The following is a 24,577-nucleotide window of genomic DNA, read 5'->3' as shown; positions in this document are numbered from 1 at the left end:
CAGAAGCGAACAGATTCGATCGCTTTTTCGCCTCCTCCCCGCACAACGTCTCGGAATCGATCAGTAACGGTGTGTACTGTGCAGCGGACGCCTCGCAAGAGGATCAAGCGACCCCCCTGTCTCCTGCACTGGAACCCAACAGATGATCACTGCACCGGACTTGGTGGCGGGCGGCCTGGCCGTCGGCACGCTGTCCGCGGCGGCACTCGGCGGCGGCCTGCTCCGGGCCCTGCGCCGACAGACCGCACTGCGGGCCGAAGTCACCACGTTACGTACGCGATTAGCCGAAACCCAGGATCAGTTGACCGCCGAGCTGGATCATCTGGCGGTGCGGCGCCTGCCCGCTGTCGCCCGGCGGCTGACCCATCCGCATGTGGCCGTACCCGGCCCGGCCCGGCCCGAGATCGCTGGAACGCCCACGGGAGAGGCGTTCGAGCGGGTCCTCGCCGGACTGCAGGGCGAACTGGCCGCGCAGCGCGCCCGGATCGACGCCGCCGCGCAGGCCGGACTGCGCGGCGCCACCCGGGAGATCCAGGCGGCCCTGTACCGGCTGCAGGACGCCCTCCGGGGCCTCCAGCAGCGCTACGACGACCCGGAGCTGGCGCAGACCCTGTTCGCCCTCGACCACGAGAACGAGCAGTCGCTGCGCCGGGCGCAGGTCGCGGCCGTGGTGTGCGGGGCCTGGGTGGGCCTCGCCCGGGAGGAGTCCCACCTGGTCGACGCGGTGACCGGCGGACAGGCCCGGCTCTCCGGCTACCACCGGGTCCGGGTCCACCACCATCTCGAACCGGGCACCGCCCTGGTGTCGCACGCCGTCGAGCCGGTCGCCATCATCGTCGCCGAGCTGCTCGACAACGCGCTGCGGCACTCCGCCCCGGACACCGACGTCGTGGTGAGCCTGGAGCGGGTGCACCACGGGGTCTGCGTCACCGTCGACGACGCCGGTCTCGGCATGACCCAGGACGAACGCGCCCGCGCCCAGCGGCTGGTGGCGGGCGGCGACCCGATCCTGCTCACCGACCTCGGCGACCCGCCGCGCATGGGACTGGCCGCGATCGGCCAGCTGACCCGGCAGTTCGACCTGGAGGTCGACCTGTCGTCCCCGTCGCCGTACGGCGGGGTGCGCGCGGTGCTGCGCGTCGAGCGCCATCTGCTCTGCCGACTCGACCCGGAGGAGCGGCCGCCCGCCGCCAGCGCACCGCGCTCGACCCGGAAGGCACCGGACCCGCTCGACCCGCCCACGCTCCGGACCGCACCGGCCGCCGCGCCGGACACGTCCACCGCCGTCCCGGTCGCCGCCGACCCCGGCACCGGGCACGGCTACGACCGGGGTGCCGGACCGGGCCCCGGCGCGGCGGCGGCCGGGCACCAGGGTCCGCGGGACACCGGGGGCCTGCCGCAGCGGCGGCGCCGTACCCGGACCGAGGCCCCCGTCGCGGCCGCCGCGGCCGGACCGGCGCGCCGCCCGGACGAGTCGGCCGCCGCGCTGGCCGCCCTCCAGCGGGGGACGGCGGAGGCCCGCGCGCACCGGCCACCGCAGGCACAAGGCACCGGCCCAGCGGCCGCCACACAAGAGTCGAACGAAAACGAAGGGGGAGCGGCTCAATGACCACCAGCCGCGAAGCAGGCGACACCTCGTGGGTGCTCGATCCCATCCTGGAAGTACCGCACGTCGTCGCCGCCGTCCTGCTGACCAGGGACGGCCTCGTCACGGGCTACACCGACGCGCTGACCCAGGCGTCGGCCGAGCGGGTGGCCGCCATCACCAGCACCGCGCAGGCCGCCTGCCGTACCGGCGCGGCCGCGTTCGCCGACCGGGACCGTGCCGAGGTGCGCCAGGTCGTCATCGAGTCCGACCACGGATACGTCCTCATCGTGCCGACGGACCACGGCACCTGCGTCTCCGCCTACGGCGACACCGAGGTACGGCTGGACCTGCTGGCCCACCGGGTCCACTCCCAGGTCGCCCGGCTGGGCGAGAAGACGATGGCGGCCGCGCCCCGGGACGCCGACGCAGACGCGTCGGCGTGACCGGGCGCCGGGGCGGCCGTCCGCTGGTTCCCGCGTATCTCTCGACGGGAGGCGTCGCCCGGCCGAGCCGACGGTGCCTGGAGCGGCTGTCGGTGCTCAGCGCCGGTGGCCGCCCCGCCCCCGCCGATCTGTCCGCCGCCCAACTGGCCCTGCTGGACCTGCTGGACGGCGGCGCGCTGACCGTGACGGAGACCGCGGCCCTGCTGGAGCTGCCGGTGTCCGCCGTACGGGTGCTCGCCGCCGGTCTGCTCGACCTCGACCTGGTCCTGGCCCGCGCCCCCATCCCGCCGGCCGAACGCTTCGACCCCGACCTGCTGAAGAGAGTGGCCGATGGCCTCCGCGCCCTCAAGCACGACTAGCGGCATCCACCTGCCCGACACCGCCCGCGACCTGGTGAAGATCCTCGTCACCGGCCCCTTCGGCGTGGGCAAGACCACCCTGATCGACTCGGTGTCCGAGATCCGCCCGCTGCACACCGAGGAACAGCTCACCCAGGCGTCCGCCCCGGTGGACGACCTCGACGGCGTCCGGGACAAGACCACGACGACCGTCGCCATCGACTTCGGCCGGATCAGCCTGTCCGGCGGGGTGGTGCTCTATCTGTTCGGCACGCCCGGCCAGGAGCGGTTCCGGGCGCTGTGGGAGGACATCGCGCACGGGGCGCTCGGCGCGCTCGTGCTGGTCGACAGCCGCCGCGTCGACGCCTCGTTCGACGTCCTCGGCCTGGTCGAGGAGACCGGGCTGCCGTACGCCGTCGCCTTCAACGCGTTCCCGGACGCGCCGCGCCACCACACCGAGGAGCAGTTGCGCGCCGCGCTCGACCTGGAGGGGAGCACGCCGATGGTGGTCTGCGACGCGCGGGACACCGACTCCTCCATCGACGCGCTGCTCTCCCTGGTCCAGCACCTCATCGACCGCCATCCCCCGGAGCACCGGTGACCACCTACCCCGCCCAGCACGCCTTCTCCCGCTCCATGCCGGTACGCCTGTGGGAGGACGGCTTCGCCCAGGACCCGTACCGCTACTACGCCGCGCTGCGGGCCCAGGGCGCGGTCGGCTGGGCCGAACTCGCGCCGGGCGTACCGGCGTACGTCGTCACCGACCGGCAGGCCGCGCTGGACCTGCTGCACGACACGGAGACCTTCTCGCACGACCCGCGCGCGTGGGAGGCGACGGTCGCCGAGGACTGCCCGCTGCTCGGCATGATGCGCTGGCGTCCCAACACGCTGTTCGCCGACGGCGCCGCCCATGTCCGCTACCGCACCGCGCTGCTCGACGTGTTCGACGAGATCGAGCCGCACGACCTGCGGGCCCGGGTGCACCGGGCGGTACGGCTCCTGGTGGACCGCATCGGGCTCAGGGGCGAGGCCGACCTGGTGACCGACTTCGCCCGGCCGCTCATGGCGCTCGTGTTCAACAACCTGTTCGGGCTGCCCGACGAGGCGGGCGACCGCCTGGACGAGGGCCTCGCCAAGATGATGGAGGGCGGCGCCCAGGCGGCCGAGGGCGAGGCCGAGTTCGGCAAGTACGTCCTGGAGCTGATCGCGGCCAAGGCCGAGCGGCGCGGCGACGACCTGCCGAGCAGGCTCCTGGACCATCCGGCCGGGCTGACCCCGGAGGAGGTCACCTGGCAGGTGTTCCTCACCCTGGGCGCGGGGCACGAGCCGACCGCCAACCTGGTGTCCAACGCGCTGTCCCGCATCCTCGGCAACCCGGCGTACTACTCGACGCTCACCAGCGGCGCCCGCCCCGTGATGGACGCCGTGGTGGAGGTCCTGCACCACGAGACGCCGCTGGCGAACTACGGCATCCACTACGCCCGCAAGGGCGTCTCCTTCCACGGCGCGTGGCTCCAGGCCGCCGTGCCGGTGATCATCTCCTACGGGGCGCTCGCCCACGCCGCCGAGCAGTCGGCCGCGGGCGGACGGCACCCGCACGACGCCTCGCACCTGTCCTGGTCGGCGGGCCCGCACGCCTGCCCCGTCAAGCAGCACACGCTGCTCATCGCCACGGAGGCCATCGAGCGCCTCACCCAGTGGCTGCCCGATCTGGAACCCGTCCTTCCGCGTGAGCGGCTCCGCTGGCGGCCCGGCCCCTTCCACCGGTCGCTGACGAGCCTGCCCGTGCGGTTCAGTCCCCGCGCCCCCCGCAGCTCTGGAGAGTCGTCATGACCGTGTCCGATGCCGCAGCACGCTTCGCCGTCGACCTGTTCGGCGCCGACATCGCCGCCGAGACCGCCGCCCTGCGCGCCCTCGGCCCGATCGTCCCGGTCGAGCTGCCCGGGGGCATCCCGGCCTGGGCGCCCACCGGCCACGACGTCCTCAAGGACCTGATACTCGACCCCCGGGTGAGCAAGAACCCCCGGCTGCACTGGCGGCTCTGGCCCGAACTGGGCGAACACCCCTCCTGGGGCTGGGTCCTGGGCTGGGTCGGCGTGGTCAACATGTTCACCACCTACGGCCCCGAGCACGCGCGGCTGCGCAGGCTGGTGGCGCCGAGCTTCACGCACAAGCGCACCGAGGCGATGCGGCCGCGGGTGGAGACGATCACCGCCAAGCTGCTCGACACCGTGGAGCGGGCGGGTGCCGACGGCCGGGCGGTGGACGTCAAGGCGCTGTTCGCGTACGAGCTGCCGTTGCGCATGATCTGCGAACTGTTCGGTGTTCCGGCGGAGTTGCGGGCGGACACCGCCGAACTGATCGCCGCGATCATGGACACCTCCGACCCCGGCCCGGAGCACACCGCGTTCGTGCAGGAGCGGATCGGCACGGTGCTGGGCAGCCTGATCGCGCACAAGAGCGCGCACCCCGGCGACGACATGACCACGGAGCTGATCCGGGTCCGCGACGAGGACGGCGACCGGCTCAGCGACGAGGAACTGCTGTACACGCTGCTGCTGGTGATCGGCGCCGGGTTCGAGACCACGGTCAACCTCATCGGCAACGCGGTCGTCGCCCTGCTGAGCGACCCCGCCCAGCTGGCGGCCGTGCGCGCCGGTGACATCTCGTGGGACGCGGTGATCGACGAGACGCTGCGGGTGCACCCCTCGATCGCCGCGCTGCCGCTGCGCTACTCGGTCAGCGACCTGAAGGTCGGGGACGTCGTCATTCCGGCCGGTGACGCCATCCTGACGACGTACGCCGCCGCCGGTCTCGACCCGGAGCGGCACGGCGACACCGCGCACCTCTTCGACGCCGCGCGCGGCACCGACGAACACCTGGCGTTCGGCGTCGGTGTGCACCGCTGCGTCGGCGCCCCGCTGGCCCGGCTGGAGGCCCGCACCGCCCTGCCCGCCCTCTTCGACCGCTTCCCCGCCCTGACCCCGGCCTTCGCACCGGGCGACCTGCGCCAGGTGCCGTCCTTCATCGCCTTCGGCTGGCAGCGGATACCGGTCCGCCTGCTCGCCTGAGCCCCGCGCGGCAACCGGTCGGCCAGAGCCGTCGTGCCTCCAGGCGCCCGGATGGGGAACGGGGTGGGAGGTGAACGGGAAGGCGGTGCGGAAGCGTGCGGGCGTTCGACTGGATCGGCGGGATCGGCGGGGGAGAGGCCGTGGGGAGCTTTGCGGAACGGTTGCTGTTGGTGGTGCCCGGGGACGAGCTCGTACGGTCGGCGCTGGCCGCCGGGTTCGACCTGTGGGTGGTGGACCAGCGGGAGGCGCTGCCGGACGCGGTTCCCCCGGACGGGCTGTTCGTGACCGGTCCGGACAGCGCCTCCGACGGCACCCTGCACGCGCTGCTGACCCGGCTCATCAGGCGGTACGGCATCGGACAGCTGGTGTGCGGACCGGCGGCGGGCGAGGAGACGCGGGCCGTCGTGCGCAGGGTGCGGCGGGAGCGGGACGGGACGCTGTGGCGGGACCCGGCCGCCGGACTGCTGAAGGACCCGGTGGCCCTGCGCCGACTGCTGCGCGGGGCTTCCTGGCCCCCGCCGCGCGCCGAGGAGGCGGAGGGAGCGGGCGCCGCGCGGGCCTCCGTGGCGCGGATCGGCCTGCCGGTGTCCATCAAGTCCGTCTCTGGCGATGGCAGTTGGGGGTCGCCGGTGGCGGTGCGGGACGAGCGGGACATGGTCCGCTGGGCCCGGGGCGCCGGTGACGGGGCGCATCTGGTCGAGGAACTGTTCCCAGGGCCGCGCTACCGGGTGGAGACGCTGTCGCTGGGCGGCATGCACCACGTGGTGAGCGTGGTGCGGGACGGCACCGGTCCGCCGGGGGCGCCCGACGAGGTGTCGTTGGTCCGGTCCTGCGTCCGGGAACTGCTCGACCTGGCCGGGATCTCGGGGGGTGCGCTGCGCACCGACACGGTGCTGACGCCGGACGGCCCGCGGGTCGCGGGCTGTACCGACGGGGGGTTGTGAGCGGCCGGTCCCCGCTCGTTCCGCGCGGGGTGGGAACGAGCCGGGACCGGATCGGGAACGGTCGCCGGAAGCATCACCGATGTCGAGAGCGGGCGGCACCGCCGGCTCGCCAACTACCCCAGGGGGACTGGCATCGTGCGTACGAAGACTGCGGCACTGATCGGGATCATCGCGGCGCTCGGCCTGGCGCTCGGCCTCGCCTCCTCGGTCACCGCCGGTCTCCCGGCCCAGAACGCCCCGCACCGGATTCTGGCCAGCGACGTCGGCCCGCACGACGTCAAGCCGTAACCAGGCCCCCCACGGCAGACGCCCCGTCCGGATGACCGGCGGGGCGTCTGCCGTGTTCGGGCCGAGGTCAGCGTTCGGCCGGGGAGAGGGCCAGGCCGAGGCTCGCGAGGAGGGTGTCGGCCGCCGCCCGGCGGGTGTGCGCCGAGGGGTCGCCCAGCCTGCGGGCGGCGTGCGCCATCCCGGACACGGCATGCCACTCCTCGGCCCGCAGCCGGGCCTTCACGGCGCTGTCGTGGGCCTGTTCGTGCAAGGCGTGGGCGGTCTCGTAGGAGGCCGCGTGGAAGTGGAAGCGGGCGACGACGTTCTGCGTCTTGGCACGGCGCAGCGGGGCGTCGGTCTCCCCGGCCAGGGCCAGCGCCTGGGCGGCGAGATCGTGGCCGGACCCGGGGTCGCCGAGGAGCTGGGCGACCCGGGCGGACAGGGCGAGCAGCAGGGCCTTGTCGCCGGTCGGTACCCGCTCGTCGCACAGTCCGCGGGCCTGGGCGAGGCTGCTCCCGGCGGCAGCCGCGTCACCGAGGCCCATCTGGGCGAAGGCGAGGTCGGTCAGGGAGGTCACCTGGTTGTTGAGGTAGCCGAGGCGGAGCGAGATCGCCCCGGCCTCGCGGGCGGCGTCGGCCGCCTCCGGGTAGCGGCCGAGTTCCTCGTAGACCGTGCTCAGGGTGCACAGCACGTCCGCCTGGTTGCGTTCGGCGCCCAGTTCGCGGGCGAGGGACAGCGAACGGCGCAGATGGAAGAGGGCCGGTTCGTAGCCCGCGCCGGTGGCGTGCAGGATGCCGAGCACGCTGTCGGCGTGTGCCTCGGTGAGCCGGTTGCCGACTTGTACGGCCGCGTCGCGGGCCTCGGTGACGGTGGCGATGCCCTCCTCCAGCAGGCCGAGTTTCCAGCAGGCCACGCCCAGGTTGGACAGGGTGCTGCTGAGCAGCCACATGTCGCCGGTGCGGCGGGCGGCGGCCGCGGCGGTGCGGGCGACCTCCGCGTAGGCGGTGAAGTGGCCGCGGGCGTTGAGGTGGAAGACGAGGTTGCGGGCGAGGACGGCGGTGTGCCGGTCGAGGCCGCGGCCGGAGGCGAGCGCGGTCGCCGTGATCAGCCCCTCGTGCTCCAGCGTGAACCAGCGGCGGGCGGACTCCGCGTCGGCCAGCACGGGCAACTCGCCGGTGTAGGGCGCGAGTTCCGTCGGGTGCTGTTTGCGGCCGGGGAAGAGGACCTGGCAGGCGGCCTCGGTCGCGGAGACGTAGTAGCCGAGCAGCCGTTCGGTGACGGCGGCCGTCTCCTCCTCGGAGGCGGGCAGTTCGCGGGCGAAGCTGCGCACCAGGTCGTGGAAGGTGTACTGGCCGATGTCGGGCTGCTGGAGCAGGTGGACATCCAGCAGGTGTTCGAGGACGTCCTCCGCGTCGAACAGGTCGAGGCCGAGCAGGGCGGCGGCCGCGTGGGCGTCGATCCGGGCGCCGGGGTGCATCGCCAGCAGCCGGAAGGCGGTGCGGTGCCGTTCGGTCATGGCCAGGTAGGACAGGCGCAGGGTGGCGGCGACGCCGCGTTCCCCGGAGGTCAGCTCGACCATGCGGCGGGTCTCGTCGCGCAGCCGGTCGACGAGGTAGGCGAGGGTCCAGCGGGGCCGGTTGCGCAGCCGGGCGGTGGCGATCCGCAGGGCGAGCGGGAGGTGGCCGCAGCGCTCGGTGAGTTCGGCGGCGGCCTCGGGCTCGGCGGCGACCCGGTCGGCGCCCAGGGTCTCGGCGACGAGGGCGGCGCTGTCCTCGGGGGGCAGCAGACCGAGGGAGAGCCAGGCCGCGCCGTCCAGGTCGACCAGCCGGGCCCGGCTGGTGATCAGGACCAGGCAGCCGGGGGCGGAGGTCAGCAGCGGACGCAGCTGTGCGGCGTCGACGGCGTTGTCGAGCAGGATCAGCACGCGGCGCCCGGCGAGGGTGGAGCGCCACAGCGCGGCCCGGCTCTGCAGGTCGGCCGGGATGCGCTCACCGGGGGTGCCCAGCATGCGGAGCAGCACGTCGAGAGCGCTCTCGGGGCGCAGCGGTTCCTCACCGGGAGTGAAGCCGCGCAGGTCGAGGTGGAGCTGGCCGTCGGGGTGGTCGGCGGCGAGCTGGTGGGCGGCGCGCACGGCGAGGGTGGTCTTGCCGGTGCCGCCCATGCCGTCGATGGCGACGATGCGGGCCCGGTGCTGCCGGGCGGGGGCGGAGGCCAGCTCGATGATGCGGCCGAGTTCGGAGCGCCGTCCGGTGAAGTCGGAGACGTCGTAGGGGAGCGTGCAGGGGGGTTCCGCCGGGGCGGGGGGCTCGGTGGCGGCGGTGTCCTGGTCCGCGCCCGCCGCCTCGGTGTCACCACTCCCCCGCAGAGACGATTCTGCGGAGGAGCGGCATCTCAACTCGGGGCTGTCGCGCAGGATGTCCTCGTACAGCTTGGCCAGCTGGCGGCCGGGGTCGACGCCGAGTTCGTCGGCCAGCAGGGTGCGGACCCGGCCGTACTCCTCCAGCGCCTCGGCCTGCCGTCCGGAGCGGTGCAGGGCGAGCATCAGCTGTCCGCGCAGGGTCTCGCGCAGCGGGTGGGCCGCGGCGAGATCGCGCAGGTCGGCGACGAGCGCGTTGCCTTCTCCGCGCGTCAACCGGAGCGCGAAGAGCCGTTCGGCCGCGGTGATCCGGCGTTCGTCGAGCACCGCGGCGGCCGCCTCGATCACGGCTCCGCCGTTGCCCGCCATGACGGGCCCGCGCCACAGGTCCAGCGCCGCGGTGAGGTCCCGCACGGCGTCGGTCGGGCGGCCCGCCGCCTCGGCGGACTCCGCCGCGCGCAGATGGCCGGTGAACTCCAGCAGATCGAGCCGGTGACCGGCGAGGGCGACGCGGTAGCCGGGGCCGTCGGTGACGATCACCTCGCTGCCACCGGGGATGCGACGGCGCAGGTCGGCGACGGCCTTGCGGACCTGGTGCCCGGCGGTGGCCGGGGGGTTCTCCTCCCAGGCCGCCTCGACCAGCCGGGGCACCTGGATCAGACGGCCGGGTTCGAGCAGCAGCATGGCCAGGACGCGTTCCTGGATGGCTCCGCCCAGGCGCAGCCTGGCCCCCTGGGACCAGCCCTCCAGCGGGCCGAGGAGCAGGAAGGACAGGGTCGGCGCGGGCAGCGCGGGAACGGTGTCGTCCGGTGACCGGAATCGACCGGATCGCGCGGTTCTGTCGCCGTCGTTCTCCACGCCCATGACTGCCATACGGCTCCCCACCCCCGGTGTCCCGCATCCCCCCCACCAGGGACTCGGGCCAGCCGGATCATAAGCAATCGGCCGACTGAAAGGTAAGGGAAGCGACGAATCCGGCAGCGGTATCGCGACGGGAGGGGATCGGGAACGACGGGCCGGAGTCTCGGGAGGCAGTCAGCAGACGGCGGAGACCGGGCGGCGACCCCGCGGCGGACCGCCCCCGATTTCCCCGAGGAGCTGGAACGTGGGCAGACCGGAGAAGCCGTTGGCGCTGGATGCCGGACCGGCCACCGCCTTCGCCCAGGAGCTGCGTCGGCTCCGGGCCGGGGCGGGCTCCCCCAGTTACCGGGAGCTGGCGAAGCGGGCCTTGTTCTCCGCTTCGGTGCTGTCGGACGCGGCGGCCGGATACCAGCTGCCGAGTCTTCAGGTGGCACTCGCCTTCGCCGAGGCGTGCGGCGGGGAACGGGCGGAGTGGGAGCGGCGCTGGCGCAGAGCCGCGCGGGAGGACGGCGGCCAGGGCAGACCGGACCCCCGGGCGGCGCACCAGGCGCGGGAGACCCGGCTGCGGGACGCGGCGTTACGGGCGCTGCCACCGGTCCCCAACGAACTCCCCCTGTGCGCACGCCCGCTGGTCGGCCGCGGCGCGCTGCTGGGCCGGGCGCGTCGGCTGACCGACCCGGCGGCCGGAGCCGCGGCGCCGCTGCTGGTGCACGGCCTGGCCGGGGTCGGCAAGTCGGCGTTCGCGCTGCGGCTGGCCCGCGAGCTGGGGTCCGGCCTCCCGGACGGGCAGCTGTACGTGGACCTCGACCCGGCGGCCGGTGGCCCCGTGGACGCGGCAGGTATCGCGGGTGACGTGGTGCGGGCGCTCGGTCTCCCCCCGGAGCTGGTGCCCGACGATCCGGCGCGGCGCGTGGGACTGTACCGGTCGGTGCTGCGCGAGCGGCGGCTGCTGGTGGTGTTCGACGGGGTGCGCCACGAGCGCCAGGTCCGCGAACTGCTGGTGGCCGCCCCGCACTGCCGGATCGTGCTGACCGCGCGCTCCCGGCTGCTCGGTCTGGACGGGGTACGGCGCCTGGCGCTGCCCGTGCTGGACCGGGACGAGTCGATGGACCTGCTCGCCTCGGTGCTCGGCCCCGAACGGCTGGCCTCCGCCCCTCGGGCGGGGCTGCTGCTCGCCGACGCCTGCGGCGATCTGCCGCTCGCCCTGACGCTGGCGGCGCGCGGACTGGCGGCCCGCCCGGAGGCGCTGCTCGCCGAGGCGGTCGCCGACCTGCTCGCCGGGGAGGGGCTGTTCGCCCGGCTCCGGGTGGGGGACGAGAGCCTGGCCGAGCGCTTCGAGAGCGCCTGCCACGGGCTCACCCCGCAGGCCCGCCTCGCACTGCGCCGGTCCGCCGCCACCCCGGCCGTACCGTCCGTGGACACGGTGGTCCGGGTGTTCGCGACCGTTCTCGCCCAGGACCGGGCGGCGGAGTCCATGGAGGAGTTGCACGACGCCGGGCTGCTGGAGCGGACGGACGTCGTCGGACAGTACGGACTCCCGCCCCTGGTACGGCAGTTCGCCCGGGCGCGGGCCGAGCAGGCGGCGCCCGGTCCAGACCGGGTACCGCGCGACGCCGTCGTCACGCCATGACAGGAGAACCCCGAGAATGACCAGTCCCACCATCGACCCCGCCGCCCCGCCGAGCCCCGTCACCCCGGTGGCCCTGCTGGCCGAGGAGACCGTCGAACTCATCGTCGCGGAGACCCCGCTGGACGACGCGCTGGAAGGGTGCCCGGAGACCGTCGGACGGCTTCCGGACCTCTCGGAGGAGGGGCAGGCGGCGCTGATCGAGCGGGCGGCCGGTCTCGCCGAGCGCGCCGGGCGGGCACCGGCCGCGGACGCCGGGGAGGAGGTGACCCGGGCCGTGGTCGTGCAGCAGGCGCGGGCGATCGCCGACCGGCTCGGTACCCGGCTGGTGGAGCACACCGTGGCCGACTACCAGACCTCTCCGCTCGGCCAGCTCCTGGGCCCGCTGCCCGAGGTGCGTCCGCTGGGCGAGGAACAGGAGCGCGGGCACCTGGAACGGCTCGCGGGCATACCCGAGTTCCTGGCGCGGGCGACCCGGCGGCACCGGGCGGGACTGGCGGCCGGGCGGCTGCCGGTGGCCGAGCGGGTGCGTACGGCCGTCGCGCGGCTCGACGCCCACCTCGCCGATCCGGCCGGGGACGCGCTGCGGGCCGTACCGCTGTCACCGCGGCACCACGCCGAGCGGGACCGGCTGATCGACGGGTCGGTGCGCCCCGCGTTCGCCGCCTACCGGGAGGTGCTGGACGGCGAACTCGCCCCGCGCGGACGCACCCCCGAGACGCCCGGCCTGTGCCATCTGCCGGACGGCCAGGAGCACTACGCCGCACTGGTCCGCGTGCACACCACCACCGACCGCTCCCCCGAGGAACTGCACCAAACCGGCCTCGACCTGCTCACCGCGCTGGAGGACGAGTACGCGCGGGTGGGGGCGCGGGCGTTCGGGGGCGCGCCGACCGCCGAGGAGGTGCGCGAGCGGCTGCGCTCCGACGTCCGGCTGCGGTGGAGCGGCCCCGAGGAGATGCTGTCGGCCGCCCGTACGGCCATCGCGCGGGCCGAGGCGGCCGCGCCGCGCCGGTTCGGGCGGCTGCCGTCGGCGCCCTGCGTACTGGACGGACGGGAGGTGCCGGGCGCGCCCCTGGCCTGGTACATGCCTGCCGCGCTGGACGGGTCGCGGCCGGGCACCTACCACGCCAACACCGAGCGTGCGGCGGAGCGTTCGCGGGTACTGGCGGAGGCGACCGCGTTCCACGAGGCGGTGCCGGGCCACCATGTGCAGCTCTCCCTCGCCCAGCGGCTGACCGGGCTGCCCCGGCTGCGCCGGATCGCGTGGATCAACGCCTACATCGAGGGCTGGGGCCTCTACGCGGAGCGGCTGGCCGACGAGATGGGCCTGTACTCCGGGCCGTCGGCGCGGCTCGGCATGCTGGCGATGGACTCGCTGCGGGCGGCCCGGCTGGTCGTGGACACCGGGCTGCACCACTTCGGCTGGAGCCGGGACCGGGCGGTCGCCTTCCTGCGCGCGCACACGGTGCTGGCCGAGGTCGAGGTTGGCAACGAGACCGACCGGTACATCGAGTGGCCGGGCCAGGCGCTGTCGTACATGACGGGGCGGCTGGAGATCCAGCGGCTGCGTCAGCGGGCCGCGCGGGAGCTGGGTCCGGCGTTCGACGTGCGCGCCTTCCACGACCTGGTGCTCGGCAACGGCGCGCTGCCGCTGGACGTGCTGGACCAGGTGGTCGCCCGCTGGACCGCCGGGCGCTGAGCGGGGCCTCTACGCGGGAAGGGGGCCGGGTGACCGGCCCCCTTCGTGTTGCGCGGCGCGGTCGTCAGCCGCTGAACAGGCCGTTCATCTGGAAGAAGTCCAGCGAGTCGGCCAGCTCGTCGTAGCTGCCCGCGCCCAGCAGCTCCAGCGTGGCGCGGCGGGCCGCGGTGTACGCGGCCTGGGCGACGCCGGTACCGACGCTGACCCTGCGCACGCCCGCCTTGGCCAGTTCGGCGACGGAGGGGCCGCCGGGGCCCGCCATGGCGTTGACCGGGAGCGGGGAGCGCTCCGCCAGGTCGGTGAGCGCGGGCAGGTCGAGCAGCCCGGGGACGAAGAGGCCGTCGGCGCCCGCCTCGGCGTAGGCGGCGGCGCGGGTGAGCACGTCGGCCTGGCGGCCGGACTCCTCGCCGATGCCGAAGAGGTACACGTCCGTGCGGGCGTTGATCACCAGCTCGGGCAGCCCGGCCTCGGCGGCGGCGGTACGGGCGGCGGCGATGCGCGCGGCCTGCTCCTCGGGCGTGAACAGCGGGCCCCCGGCCGCGCGGGAGTCCTCCAGGTTGATGCCGACGGCACCGGCGGCGACCACCGCGGCGACGGTCCGGGCGACCTCGGCCGGGTCGGCGCCGTAGCCGCCCTCCACGTCGACCGTGACCGGGACGTCCACGGCGGCGGCGATGCGCGCGGCGGCGGCGAGCATCTCCTCGCGGGTGGCCTGCTGGCCGTCGCCCTTGCCGAGGGACCAGGCCACGCCTCCGCTGGTGGTGGCGATGGCCGGGGCGCCCGCGGCGGCGATGACGGCGGCGCTGGCCGCGTCCCAGGCGTTGGGCAGCACGAGGACGGTGTCGGTGCCGAGGGCGCGCAGCCGGGCGGCCTTGTCCTTCGTGCTCTGGTCGACTGTCATTGTTTTCTTGTTCCTTTCGGCGATGCGGGGCAAGTGCGGACGATCGTCACACGTCCCCGGACACGAGGGGCGAGATTCGGACGGGCCGGGAGCAGCGCGGTCAGACCTGTCCGGGCCGGACCTTGATCTCGATGGTCTCCAGTGCGCGTACGGCGAGGGCGTGCGCCTCGGCGCCGGTGGCGGCCTCGGTGACGGCCGAGCCGACGCGGTCCCAGGAGCTGCGCAGCTCGCGCACCTCGGCGCCGGGCTCCACGGACACCGCGCACACCTCCACCCCGGCCGACGCGCGCGCCGCCTCGACACCGGCGACGGACTCGACGACCCCGCTCTCCCCGGTGTGCAGGAAGCGGATGGCGGCGGCGCCGGGCGCCTCGGCGGGCAGTTCGGCGGTGAGCGGCTCGCCCTTCATCAGGGTCCAGAAGGCGCGGACCAGGTCGATCCGGTAGGCGCGGTCGATGAGGTCCACGATGCCGTCGCCGGGGAAGCGGCCCGCGCACTCGACCAGGTAGGGGCGGCCGTCCTCGACGATCCACTCGCAGTGGGCGATTCCGGTGCCGAAGCCGACGGAGCGCAGCAGGCGCCCGGTCTCGGCGCGCAGCTCCGCGTCCAGTCCGGCGGGGATGTCGGCGGGCACCAGGTGGCCCAGCTCGACCGGGCGGGTGCCGGGGAAGAGGTCCTTGCCGGTGACGTTGGCGAACCGGGGACGGCCGGACTCGACCAGCATCTCCACGCTGTACTCGCGCCCGCGCACCCGGCGTTCGACCAGCATGCGCAGTTCGATGCCGCGGTCGGGGACCATGACGCCCTCGTCCATGGCGGTGGCCTCCGCCCACGCCTCGTCGATCTCGTCGGCGGAGGCGAGGAGGCGGGTGCCGAGGGCGGCCTGCCGGTTGGCGGGCTTGAGGACGGCGGGGCCGGGGTGGGCGGCCATGAAGGCGCGGACCTCGTCGGGCGAGGTGACCTCGGCCGACTCGGGGTTGAGGATGCCCGCGGCGGCGCTGACCCGGCGCAGCAGGGCCTTGTCGCGCAGGGTCCGCAGGGCGCCGTAGCCGCCGGTCGGCAGGCCGTAGCGCTCGGCGAGGCGGGCCGCGAAGGGGGTGGCGTACTCCTGGAGCGGGGCGATCGCGGCCGGGTCCAGGTCGGGGTGGGTGTTGTAGAACTCGTCGGCGGCGCCTTCAAGTTGGTACTCCCAGGCGATCAGCTCGCGGACCACGGGGGCCTCGTCGGCCTTGGGCCGCAGTTCGCGCTTGCGGATGACGTCGGGTTCGTCGACGACGATCACCGAGCCCTCGGGCTGGAACTCGGCGAGCGAGGTCACCGCCACCGGCACGAAGCCGACCATGATCACGGGACGTTCGGTCATTTCGGGGTCTCCTGTGGTTCGGTGCGGGCGGCGGTTCAGCGCAGGTCGGCGCGGACCTGGCCGGCCAGGTCCTCGGCGGTGGACATCGCGTCCTCGAAGGAGGTGCCGGTGACCCCGAGGAAGCCGAGGATGCTGTTGCCCTCCGGCGGACGGCGGACCAGGTCGCCGGGCCGGGCGGTGAGCTTGAAGAAGAAGACACCGTCGTGCTCGACCAGTTCGTCGGGTACGTGGATCTCCTCGACGTGGCCGGAGGCGGGCGGCAGCAGGCACATCGCGGCGGTGTGCACGCCGGTCGGCGTGTAGTGCCGCAACGCCGGGCGGACCCCGCGGGCCACGTCGGCGACGGCGGCGATCGGGTCGTGGCCCGCGGAGATGCGGGCCATGTGGTCCAGCCCTCCGCCGCCGGGGCGGGCGGCGATCTCCACCAGGTGCGGGCGGCCGTCGTGGAAGCGGACCTCGGCGTGCATGACGCTGCGCACCAGTCCCTGGGCGCGGGCACCGGCCGCGACGACCTCGTGGACGGCGGTGACCTGTTCGGGGGTGAGCGCGGTGGGCGCGTGGTGGACGTCGTCGTCGAAGGTGTCGCCCTCGGCGGTGACCCGGTCCACGATCGAGCCGAGGTAGACCTCGTCGTCCCAGGCCACGGCCTCGATGAGGTACTCGTCGCCGTCGAGGAAGGACTCGATCAGCAGGCCGTGCGGGCCGAGGTCGAGGCCGCCCGCCTCCATGGCGTACCAGGACAGCTCGGTCAGCCCCTCGGCGGCCTGGGCGTGGCGGGCGCGCAGCTCGTCGGCGTCGTCGGCGCGGAAGACGTAGTTGGAGGCGGCGCCCAGGGTGGGCTTGACGATCACCGGGTAGCCGAACTCCTCGGCGGCGGCCAGGGCTTCGGCCTCGTCGGTGACGTAGCGGAAGGACGGGTGGGCGGCCCCGCCGCGCTCGTGGGCCTGGCGCATCAGCAGCTTGTTGCGGCTGGCGCGGGCGGCCTCCAGCCCGATGCCGGGCAGGCCGAGGGCCTCGGCGACGGCGGCGACCGCGAGGACGCCGGACTCGGAGAAGGTGAGGACGCCCTCGAACCGCTCCTCGGCGTGCCACTCCTTGGCCGCCGCGATCAGGTCGGCCACCTCCCGCGAACCGGCGACGCGGTAGCGGTCGGCGCGCCAGAAGTCGTCGGTGCCCTCGCCGTTGAGGACGTAGAGGTCGGCGCCCAGGCCGACGACCTGCTCGTAGCGGGAGACGTAGTAGGTGGCGTTCTGCCGGGCTTCGATCGCCAGGAGCTTCATGGCGTTCCTTTCGGTTCTGCGTGGTTCACGGGGAGACGTCGAGGGGGGCGGTGTCCAGGGCCGTGAGGCCGGTCGGGGCGGGGGTGCGGCCGAGGACACGGTCGGCGAGGGAGCGGGCGATCAGCGGCGCGAACTTGAACGAGGAGCCGCCGCAGGCCGCGTAGGCGAGCGCGGCGGCGCCGAGGGTGACCACGAGCGGGCCACCGGTGTCGGCGGACGACAGGTAGTAGCAGTCCTTGGCCCCGAGCACCCAGGCCGGGGAGAAGCCCGGCAGCAGATCGCCGAACTCGGCGGCCAGTTCCCGCTGGTACTCCCCGGGCGTGCGGTGGTCGGTGATGGCGTCGACCTCGCGGCACAGCGCGGCGGAGGTCACCTTGAGCGCGGTACCGGCCACCGGCGGGATCAGCCAGGCGCCGCGCCGGGTGCCGAGCGCGGGCACGGCCGGGGTGGCCGCCCAGGCCGCCGCCTGCCCGGCGGGGACCCGGCAGTACAGCAGCGACTGCCGGTACAGGGTGAGGGTCTTGGCCACCCGCTCCGGCAGCAGGTCCCGCGCCCAGGGACCCACGGCGACCAGGACGCCGTCCGCGTCGAGGACCTGCCCGTCGGCGAACCTGACCCGCCCGCGCTCCCCGTCGACCTCGGCCACCGGGCGGTGGGGTACGAGGTCGATGCCGGGCTGGTACTTGAGCCACGCCACGCAGGCGGCGAGCACCCGCTCGGCGAGCAGCACGCCCGCCTCGTCCTCCAGCACGCCCGCGAGGGCGCCGTCGAGGGACAGGTGCGGGTAGCGGTCGGCGAGCGCGGTCGTGGTGAGCGTGCGGGCGTGGCCGCCCGCGTCGGTGAGCAGCCGGGCGCCCTCGTCGGCGGCGGCGGGCGGCAGCATGGTGAGCGCGCCGACCCGTTCGTAGAAGCGGGTGGCGAGCAGTTCCTCCAGGTCCAGCCAGCGCCGGTGGGCGCGGAGAGCGGCCCCGGTGGCGGCCGGGTCGGCCGGGTGCAGGGCCCGCAGGATGCGGTGCTGGTCGAAAGAGGTGGCCCGGCTGTACGGGATGGGGCCCTGGTCGACGACCGTGACCCGGTGTCCGTCGAGGGCGCACTCCACGGTCGCCAGCAGAGCGATCACCCCGCCGCCCACCACGGTGATCCGCATCGGGCACCTCCTTTCGCTGGTCGGGAACGGGGTCTGGGGGAAGGGGGGGCGGCCGGTGGGTCCGGAGGGGTCCGGGCGCACCGGCCGCGGCGGGGTCAGCCGAACACCGGGACGGTGAACGCCCTGGTGGACCGCTCGGTCGGCGCGAGCGCGAAGGTGCCGTCGAAGCCGCCGTCGGGGCGGGCCCGTTCGGCGAGGTCGATGAGGATCGGCGAGGCCGCGGCCAGCAGGGTCCGGGTCTCGGCGAACAGGTCGCCCAGTTCGGCGAGGTTCGCCTCGCGGTCGGCCGGGGTGAGCCCGTCGAGCAGGGTCTCGGCACGGCCCAGCAGGCGCGCGGTGTGCAGCGGGATCAGGTCGGCCGTGCGGCTGAGGCTGTACCCGGTCAGGGCGTACCCGGACGCGAACCGCTCGGCCATCGCCGCCCGGCGGGCGTTGGCCGCCTCGGACACCGGCAGCTCCACGCCCTGGGCGCCGAGTTCCGCGACCGCCTTGCCGAGCAGGGCGGCCAGCCGGTTCCAGGGCTCGACCAGCCGCTCGGCGGCGATCTTCTCCAGCGCGGCGCGGGAGAAGTTGGTGCGGGCGTGCTCGGGGGCGGTGAGGGCGAGGTGGAAGCGGACCAGGTCGCGCGGGACCTCGCGGACCAGGTCGCGGGTCCACACCACATGGCCCTTGCTGGTGGAGAACTTCTCGTTCTCCAGCTCGTAGAACTCGTTGCAGACGATGGCGTCCGGGACGACGTACCGGCCCTCGTGGGCGAGGAGCAGGCTCAGGTGGGTCAGGCCCCAGAAGTAGGCGTTGTCGAAGCCGAGGAAGTAGACCAGCCGGATGTCCTGCTCGGCGAGCCACAACTCGTCGTCCGAGGCGGGCTGTTCACCGTGGGCGCGCTGGGCGACCGCCGTGCAGTACATGGAGGCGGGCATGCCCTCCGCCCAGGCGTTGATCACCTGGCCCGGGGTCTCCGGGAACGGGGCGGGGATGCCCCAGCCCGTCGGGTAGGTGATGGGGAAGTCGGGCAGCGGGCGGGCCAGCAGTTCCCGCGTCAGCTGCACGATGTGCGGCCGCCAGGTGGACGCCTTGGCCTCGTGGAAGGCGGTGAGCTGCTCCCGGTACTCCTCCAGCGGGAGCACCAGGATCTCGGTCTCGCGGTAGGTGACCTCGGCGTCGGGGTCGACGGTGGAGCGCGGGTCGGTCAGCTCGGTGAAGTTGTTGGGGTGCCCGCAGCTCTCGCACAGCCCGCCCCGGCTGACCGCCAGGCAGACCGGGCAACCGCCGCTGACCAGGCCCTCCATCAAAAACTCGCCGGTGGCCTCGACGTAGGGCAGCCGTACGGTGCGCAGGGTGAACTTGCCCGCCTCGTGCAGCCGGGTGAGGAAGTCCAGGGCCATCGCGCGGTAGCCGTCGTCGAAGGGGGCGAAACCGTCGACGGAGATGCCCATCAGGGCGAGCGTCTCGCGGATGTCGTGCCAGGACTTGTCGGCGAGGACCTCGGGGGCGGTGCCGAGCTTGGCCGCGCTGGAGACCACATAGGTCTGGCTGTCGTCGGTGCCGGTCGTGTACAGCACCGGTCGGCCGGTGGCGCGCAGGTAACGGGCGTGCACGTCGGCGGCCATGTAGGGGCCCGCTATGTGGCCGACGTGCAGATCGCCGTTGGGGGTGGGCGGGGGGCCGATGATGACGGTGCGCCGCTGGTCGGAGGTCATGCGCCCACGCCTTCCTGGCTGGTGTGACGGGCGGTGAAGCGCTCGGACATCTCGGCGTCCCACCACACGCTGTACATCTCGAAGTCGGTGTCGGAGTCGTTGACGACGCGGTGCTCCTGGTGGGGCGGGAAGTGCACGATGTCGCCGGCGTTGAAGGGCACCCGCTCGCCGCCGGACTCGAGGAACGCCTCGCCGCGCAGGGCGATGAAGATCTCGTACTCGTGGTGGGCGTGCGGGGTCGAGGCGGTACCGGGGCGGATCACGCACCAGGAGCCCTCGAAGGGGGCGTTCAGCTCGGGCCAGGGCAGCAGACGCTGGGCGTCGAGGCCGTTCTCGTGGGTGAGACCGGCGCGGTGGAGGTTCTTGATCAGCACGGGTGGTGGTCCTTCTGCTGGGGCTGCGGGGCAGGGGATGGTCAGGCGGCGAGGGCGGGCTCGCGCTCCCCGGCCGGGTGCTCGGCGCGGTGCGCGAGGAGGTCCGCGGTGATCTCCGCCGACCGGGTGGCCAGGACGCTGAGCAGGGAGTCGGCGATGCCGTGGGTGGCCTCGTTGACGCCCTGGAGGTAGAGGCCGCCGGTGGCCGGGCGGCCGAGGTCCAGGCGGTAGTGGCGGCTGACCGCGAACTCGTCCAGGCCGAGCTGGGCGCCGAGGTCGCGGACCAGGCGGGGCATGGCCCGGTCGAAGCCGGTGCCGAGCAGCACGAGGTCGGTGCGCAGCTCGCTGACAGCACCACTGCGGCGGTCGGCGAGGGTCAGCACGATGTCGTCGCCGTCGGTCGCGGAGCCGGTGATGTCGGTCATGGTGCGCATGCCGAGCCGGTCGGTGCCGTCCCGCCGGTCCTGGTAGAACTGCCGGTACAGGCCGTCGAGGGTGGCCGGGGCGAGGCCGCCGTAGTTGGAACGGTGCATCTCGGCGAGCAACTGGCGGCGGGCGTCGGGGGCCGCCTGGTAGAAGTCCTCGACGAACGACGAGTAGAAGAGTTCGTTGGTGAACTTGCTGCTCTCGTAGCCGTTCAGACCGATCGAGCGCATGATCATGGTCGGCCGGCAGTCGGGCAGGTCGCGCAGGGCGGCACCGAACAGCTCGGCCGCGCTCTGCGCCCCGCCGACGACGGCGACCCGGAGCGGCCGGTCGGTGGGGACGGACTTGATGCGCTGGAGGTACTGGGTGGAGTGGACGACGCGCTCGGCGGGCAGCCCCTCGAACACGGCCGGGACATGCGCGTCCCGTCCGGCGCCGACCGCCAGGTAGCGGCAGCCGACCGTGTCGCCGTCGGCCAGTTCGACCGTCCAGCCGCTGACCTCGCCGTCCTCGCCGAGCACCGGGGTCACCGACGCGACCCCGCGCCCGTACTCGACGTCCACCCGCTCCAGCGAGTCGGCGACCCACTGGAGGTACTCCGATATCTCGCTGCGGTAGGGCACCCAGCTGCCCAGGTTGACGAACGCGTCCAGTCGGCCGCGGGCCTGGAGGAAGCTGAGGAAGGAGAACCCGCTGCGCGGATTGCGCATGGTGACCAGGTCCTTGAGGAAGGAGACCTGGCTCAGCGCCTCGGGCAGCAGCATGCCTCGCTGCCACACGACGTCCTCCTCGCGCTCGACCACGAGGGTCCGGCCCGCCAGCTCGGGGGCCAGTTCCTCGAGCGCGACCGCGAGGGCGAGGTTCGCCGGGCCGGCGCCGACGGCGAGCAGTTCGACGGTGCGGTGTGCCATGAGAGAACTCCATTAAGACCGGGAAGAAGCGGAAAGGGACTTGCGGTGCGGCTGGCGGTCGCGGGAGGCGGCGGTCCCCCGCGTCGTCAGGCCGGGACCGGCACGGCCAGCGGCGTCGCGTCGAGGCGGACCAGCGCCGCCGCCGCGTCCAGCCGTGCGTCGGTCTCGGCCGGGTCCGCGCCCGTGACGATGACGTAGGAGTGCCGGGCGAGATAGCCGTTCGGCGGCAGCCGCAGCTCGGTGCCGGGCTCGGCGATCGCCTCGGCGGCCAGCAGGCCCTCGGCCTCGGTCGGCGGGAGCACGGAGCGGACCTCGCAGTCCTCGGGCGGGTAGCCGAAGCGGATGCCGACCGTGCGGTGCTCGGTGTCGGTGAAGTCGGGACGCAGGCCGAGCGCGGCGCGCACGGCGGCGCGGGCCGGGTCGATGCCGGTGGCCAGCTGGCCCAGGCGCGGGATGAGGTCGCCGCCGAGGCGGCCGTTGATCTCGACGATGACCGGGCCGCGCGCGGTGAGCTTCACCTCGGTGTGGGTGATGCCGTGGCGATAGCCGATGGCGCGGTGCGCGGCGCGGACCATGCCGAGCAGCGTCTCGTCGGTGCGCAGCGGGTCGTCGGCGGCGACATGGTGGCCGATCTCCTCGAAGTACGGGAAGAGTCCGACCTGTTTGCGGGCCACGAACAGGGGGTGGTACTCGCCGTCGACGACGGCGGCGTCGATGCTGATCTCCGGGCCCTCGAGGTACTCCTCGACCAGCGCGCCGCTGCGGTAGGGCACGGCGCCGATCTGGCTGGCCTCGTCGGCGGTGCGGAACGCCCCGGCGACCTCACCGGCGTCGGCCGCGAGCACGACGCCGATGCTGGCGCCCATCCCGCGCGGCTTGACGATGACCGGGTAGCCGATCTCCGCGGCCGCCGTGAGCGCCTCCTCGGCGGTGTCCACGTAGGCGAAGCGCGGCTGGGCGACCCCCGCCTCGGTCAGCACCCGACGGCTGCGGAACTTGTCCCGGCAGCCCTCCACCCCGTCCACACCCGCGCCGGGCAGCCCGAGCGCCTCCGCGACGTGCGCGGTGGTCACGATCAGGGTCTCGTCCCAGCTGAGGGTGCCCCGCACGGGGACGTGCGCGGCCAGCTCCCGGGCCGCCGCGAGCACGGCGGCGCGGTCGGTGACGTCCACCACGGTGTGACCCGTGAGGTAGGGGGCCTGCCAGTCGGGCTCCTCGCCCGTGAACAGCCAGACGGGGTGGGCGGCGGCCGCACCGGCCAGCAGGTATTCGCGGTACTCGCGCATGCCGCAGCCGATGAGCAGGATCACGCCGTCCGTGCCGGGCCCGCCGTCCGCGCCGATGTGTGCGCCGTTGTCGTCCACGCGCTGTTCGCCTCCTGAAGCCGAGTGACACGTCCGATTCCAGAGGGTGCGGGCGTTGACCGGAAGCCATGACCGGCAACACCGGTCAACCCCGGTCAGGGGTCCCCCGGCAGCCGGTTGATTGGCCGTCGGCCGCCGCTCTTCCGGGCAACTCCGGGCGCCGCTTCCATGGCTGACGTGATCGATTACGACGGCAAGCGATTCAGGAAGGTCCTCACGGACCCGGCGCGGCACGCACCCGTGGCGCTCTACCGGCAGCAGGGTGACCTGGTGTGGGCCGAGTTCGCCGGGGGCGACGTCCGGCGCGGCTCCCTGGCGGGCACCCGCGACCCGGCGGGCGTCATCAGCTTCTCGTACAGCATGGTCCTGGACGACGGGCGGGTGATCTCCGGCCGCAGTGTGAACACGCCCGAGGTCCTGGCCGACGGCCGGGTCCGGCTGCACGAGCGCTGGGAGCGGTACGGCGCGGACGCCGACAGCGGGGTCTCCTGCCTCGAAGAGGTGGTCTGAGATGGCCGGTGCCGACTTCCGCGCGCTCGCCGGGGAGGTTCAGGGCCGCGTGTTCCTGCCGGGCAGCGCGGGCTTCCGGGTGGGGTCCAAGCTGTTCAACACCCGCTACGGCGACCGCGTCCCGGCGGCCGTCGTCACCGCGGCCCACACCGAGGACGTCCGGCGGGCCCTCACCTGGGCGCGGGAGCAGGGCCTGCCCGTGGTGGCCCGCAACGGCGGCCACAGCTTCGCCGGTTACTCGGTCAACGAGGGTCTGGTCATCGACCTCAGCCGCCTCACCGGGACCACCGCCGACGGCTCCACCGGGCTGGTGACGGCGGGCGGCGGCGCGAAGATCAGCCATGTCTACGACGCGATGCAGCCGCACGAGATGGTCTTCTCCACCGGCACCAGCCCCACGGTCGGCGTGGCCGGTCTCGCGCTGGGCGGCGGCGCGGCGTTCGCGGCCCGCCGCTACGGCCTGACCGCGGACGCCCTCGTGGAGACCTCCATCGTGCTGGCCGACGGCTCCCTGGTGGTGGCCAGTGAGCGGGAGAACCCGGACCTGTTCTGGGCGTGCAAGGGCGGCGGCGGCGGCAACTTCGGCATCAACGTCTCCCTCACCTTCCAGGCCCGCCCGGTGCCCGATGTCACCACCTTCCACCTCACCTGGAAGTGGGCGGACGCGGCCGCCGTCCTGGACGCCGGGCAGCGCATGGTGGAGCGGGCACCGGACGACTTCGCGGCCCGGCTCGGGGTGTGGACATACGGCACGGGGCTCCGCGCGATCCGCGACAACCTCGAAGTCACCTTGCAGGGCCAGTACTTCGGCTCCGCGCGGGACTGCCTGGAGATCCTGGACCCGGTGCTGTCCGCCGCGGCCCCGGTGTCGCGGGACGTGACCGAGCGGACGTTCTGGGAGGCCAACAAGTACATGGTCCACGCCACCAGTGGCGACCAGTTCGCGCTGCGCTCCAACTACATCCGCGAGCCGCTGGCCGCCGAGGGCGTGCAGACCCTGCTGTCCTGGGTGGAGCGCTGGCCCGGCAGCCACAACGGCGACGGCGGCGGCGCGGGACTGTTCTCCTGGGGCGGCGCCATCAACCGGGTGGCCCCCGACGCCACCGCCTTCGTCCACCGCGACACCCTCTTCCTGGTGTCGATGGACACCGCGTGGACGGAGGACGACAGCCCCGCCCAGGTCGACGCGAACCTCGACTGGCTGAACGGCCTGCACTCCGCGATGGCCCCGCACGTCACCGGCTCCGCCTACCAGAACTTCGTCGACCCGGAACTCACCGACTGGCGCACGGCCTACTACGGCGCCAACTACGCGTGCCTGACGCAGGTGAAGGAGAAGTACGACCCCGAAGGCGTCTTCTCCTTCGACCAGGCCATCGGCACCTGACCCTCCCCCCACCCAGA

The 24,577-nt window shown here is 74.1% G+C and carries 21 protein-coding genes; 12 read left to right on the top strand and 9 right to left on the bottom strand.

Annotation, left to right across the window (positions count from 1 at the left end):
• The first annotated feature begins 142 nt into the window (after positions 1–142).
• From ACI2LY_RS26175 to ACI2LY_RS26140, 8 genes are all read left to right on the top strand, one after another.
• Entirely contained in the window at positions 143–1,609 is a 1,467-nt protein-coding gene (locus ACI2LY_RS26175; protein WP_404709290.1) for an ATP-binding protein, read from the top strand.
• Entirely contained in the window at positions 1,606–2,031 is a 426-nt protein-coding gene (locus tag ACI2LY_RS26170) for a roadblock/LC7 domain-containing protein (protein WP_404709289.1), read from the top strand. Before ACI2LY_RS26175 ends, ACI2LY_RS26170 begins: the two co-directional genes overlap by 4 nt.
• The gene (locus tag ACI2LY_RS26165; protein WP_393594778.1) at positions 2,028–2,390 is read left to right on the top strand and encodes a DUF742 domain-containing protein; all 363 of its coding nucleotides are present in this window, start codon (positions 2,028–2,030) and stop codon (positions 2,388–2,390) included. The genes ACI2LY_RS26170 and ACI2LY_RS26165 overlap by 4 nt, the downstream gene beginning before the upstream one ends.
• A complete protein-coding gene (locus ACI2LY_RS26160; protein ID WP_404709288.1) occupies positions 2,362–2,970 on the top strand; it encodes a GTP-binding protein in 609 nt (202 codons plus the stop codon). The genes ACI2LY_RS26165 and ACI2LY_RS26160 overlap by 29 nt, the downstream gene beginning before the upstream one ends.
• On the top strand, positions 2,967–4,202 hold the full coding sequence (locus ACI2LY_RS26155) for a cytochrome P450 (protein ID WP_404709287.1): 1,236 nt from the start codon (positions 2,967–2,969) through the stop codon (positions 4,200–4,202). Before ACI2LY_RS26160 ends, ACI2LY_RS26155 begins: the two co-directional genes overlap by 4 nt.
• On the top strand, positions 4,199–5,440 hold the full coding sequence (locus ACI2LY_RS26150) for a cytochrome P450 (RefSeq protein WP_404709286.1): 1,242 nt from the start codon (positions 4,199–4,201) through the stop codon (positions 5,438–5,440). Before ACI2LY_RS26155 ends, ACI2LY_RS26150 begins: the two co-directional genes overlap by 4 nt.
• A 140-nt stretch (positions 5,441–5,580) precedes the next feature.
• The gene (locus ACI2LY_RS26145) at positions 5,581–6,384 is read left to right on the top strand and encodes a hypothetical protein (protein ID WP_404709285.1); all 804 of its coding nucleotides are present in this window, start codon (positions 5,581–5,583) and stop codon (positions 6,382–6,384) included.
• 135 nt (positions 6,385–6,519) lie between these two features.
• A complete protein-coding gene (locus ACI2LY_RS26140) occupies positions 6,520–6,672 on the top strand; it encodes a hypothetical protein (protein ID WP_404709284.1) in 153 nt (50 codons plus the stop codon).
• Between the two features lie 67 nt (positions 6,673–6,739).
• Here the strand turns inward: ACI2LY_RS26140 and ACI2LY_RS26135 are convergent, their stop codons facing one another.
• The gene (locus ACI2LY_RS26135) at positions 6,740–9,880 is read right to left on the bottom strand and encodes an AfsR/SARP family transcriptional regulator (RefSeq protein ID WP_404709283.1); all 3,141 of its coding nucleotides are present in this window, start codon (positions 9,878–9,880) and stop codon (positions 6,740–6,742) included.
• A 232-nt stretch (positions 9,881–10,112) separates the two neighbouring features.
• Between ACI2LY_RS26135 and ACI2LY_RS26130 the strand changes: the two genes are divergently transcribed.
• Positions 10,113–11,498: an NB-ARC domain-containing protein gene (locus ACI2LY_RS26130; protein WP_404709282.1), complete on the top strand. Its 1,386-nt coding sequence runs from the start codon at positions 10,113–10,115 to the stop codon at positions 11,496–11,498.
• A gap of 16 nt (positions 11,499–11,514) precedes the next feature.
• Positions 11,515–13,197, top strand: coding sequence for a DUF885 domain-containing protein (locus ACI2LY_RS26125; protein WP_404709281.1), 1,683 nt, complete (start codon positions 11,515–11,517; stop codon positions 13,195–13,197).
• 64 nt (positions 13,198–13,261) lie between these two features.
• Here the strand turns inward: ACI2LY_RS26125 and ACI2LY_RS26120 are convergent, their stop codons facing one another.
• The 8 genes from ACI2LY_RS26120 to ACI2LY_RS26085 all read right to left on the bottom strand — a co-directional run bounded on the left by ACI2LY_RS26120 (position 13,262) and on the right by ACI2LY_RS26085 (position 22,663).
• Positions 13,262–14,098 (bottom strand): isocitrate lyase/phosphoenolpyruvate mutase family protein, encoded by an 837-nt coding sequence (locus ACI2LY_RS26120; protein ID WP_404709280.1) that lies wholly within the window; start codon positions 14,096–14,098, stop codon positions 13,262–13,264.
• A 100-nt stretch (positions 14,099–14,198) separates the two neighbouring features.
• Entirely contained in the window at positions 14,199–15,461 is a 1,263-nt protein-coding gene (locus tag ACI2LY_RS26115) for an ATP-grasp domain-containing protein (RefSeq protein ID WP_404709279.1), read from the bottom strand.
• A gap of 35 nt (positions 15,462–15,496) precedes the next feature.
• Entirely contained in the window at positions 15,497–16,741 is a 1,245-nt protein-coding gene (locus ACI2LY_RS26110) for an ATP-grasp domain-containing protein (RefSeq protein WP_404709278.1), read from the bottom strand.
• Between the two features lie 25 nt (positions 16,742–16,766).
• On the bottom strand, positions 16,767–17,888 hold the full coding sequence (locus ACI2LY_RS26105; RefSeq protein ID WP_404709277.1) for an NAD(P)/FAD-dependent oxidoreductase: 1,122 nt from the start codon (positions 17,886–17,888) through the stop codon (positions 16,767–16,769).
• A 95-nt stretch (positions 17,889–17,983) separates the two neighbouring features.
• The gene (locus tag ACI2LY_RS26100; protein ID WP_404709276.1) at positions 17,984–19,588 is read right to left on the bottom strand and encodes a class I tRNA ligase family protein; all 1,605 of its coding nucleotides are present in this window, start codon (positions 19,586–19,588) and stop codon (positions 17,984–17,986) included.
• On the bottom strand, positions 19,585–19,962 hold the full coding sequence (locus ACI2LY_RS26095; protein WP_404709275.1) for a cupin domain-containing protein: 378 nt from the start codon (positions 19,960–19,962) through the stop codon (positions 19,585–19,587). The genes ACI2LY_RS26100 and ACI2LY_RS26095 overlap by 4 nt, the downstream gene beginning before the upstream one ends.
• 41 nt (positions 19,963–20,003) lie before the next feature.
• Positions 20,004–21,299 carry a lysine N(6)-hydroxylase/L-ornithine N(5)-oxygenase family protein gene (locus tag ACI2LY_RS26090; protein ID WP_404709274.1) on the bottom strand — a complete coding sequence of 432 codons (1,296 nt, stop codon included), beginning with the start codon at positions 21,297–21,299 and terminating at the stop codon, positions 20,004–20,006.
• An 86-nt stretch (positions 21,300–21,385) separates the two neighbouring features.
• Positions 21,386–22,663, bottom strand: a complete 1,278-nt coding sequence (locus tag ACI2LY_RS26085) for an acetyl-CoA carboxylase biotin carboxylase subunit family protein (RefSeq protein WP_404709273.1) — start codon at positions 22,661–22,663, stop codon at positions 21,386–21,388.
• A gap of 177 nt (positions 22,664–22,840) precedes the next feature.
• Here ACI2LY_RS26085 and ACI2LY_RS26080 point away from each other — a divergent pair, with 177 nt between their 5' ends.
• Positions 22,841–23,173 (top strand): hypothetical protein, encoded by a 333-nt coding sequence (locus tag ACI2LY_RS26080; RefSeq protein WP_404709272.1) that lies wholly within the window; start codon positions 22,841–22,843, stop codon positions 23,171–23,173.
• 1 nt (position 23,174) lies between these two features.
• Positions 23,175–24,560, top strand: a complete 1,386-nt coding sequence (locus ACI2LY_RS26075) for an FAD-binding oxidoreductase (RefSeq protein ID WP_404709271.1) — start codon at positions 23,175–23,177, stop codon at positions 24,558–24,560.
• The last annotated feature ends 17 nt before the right edge of the window (positions 24,561–24,577 follow it).

The sequence above is a fragment of the Streptomyces sp. NPDC002176 genome, assembly GCF_044903645.1.
In the GTDB taxonomy this organism is placed as follows: domain Bacteria; phylum Actinomycetota; class Actinomycetes; order Streptomycetales; family Streptomycetaceae; genus Streptomyces.
The sequence above is the reverse complement of the archived record's forward strand: the minus strand, read 5'-3'. Positions and strand labels throughout refer to the sequence as shown.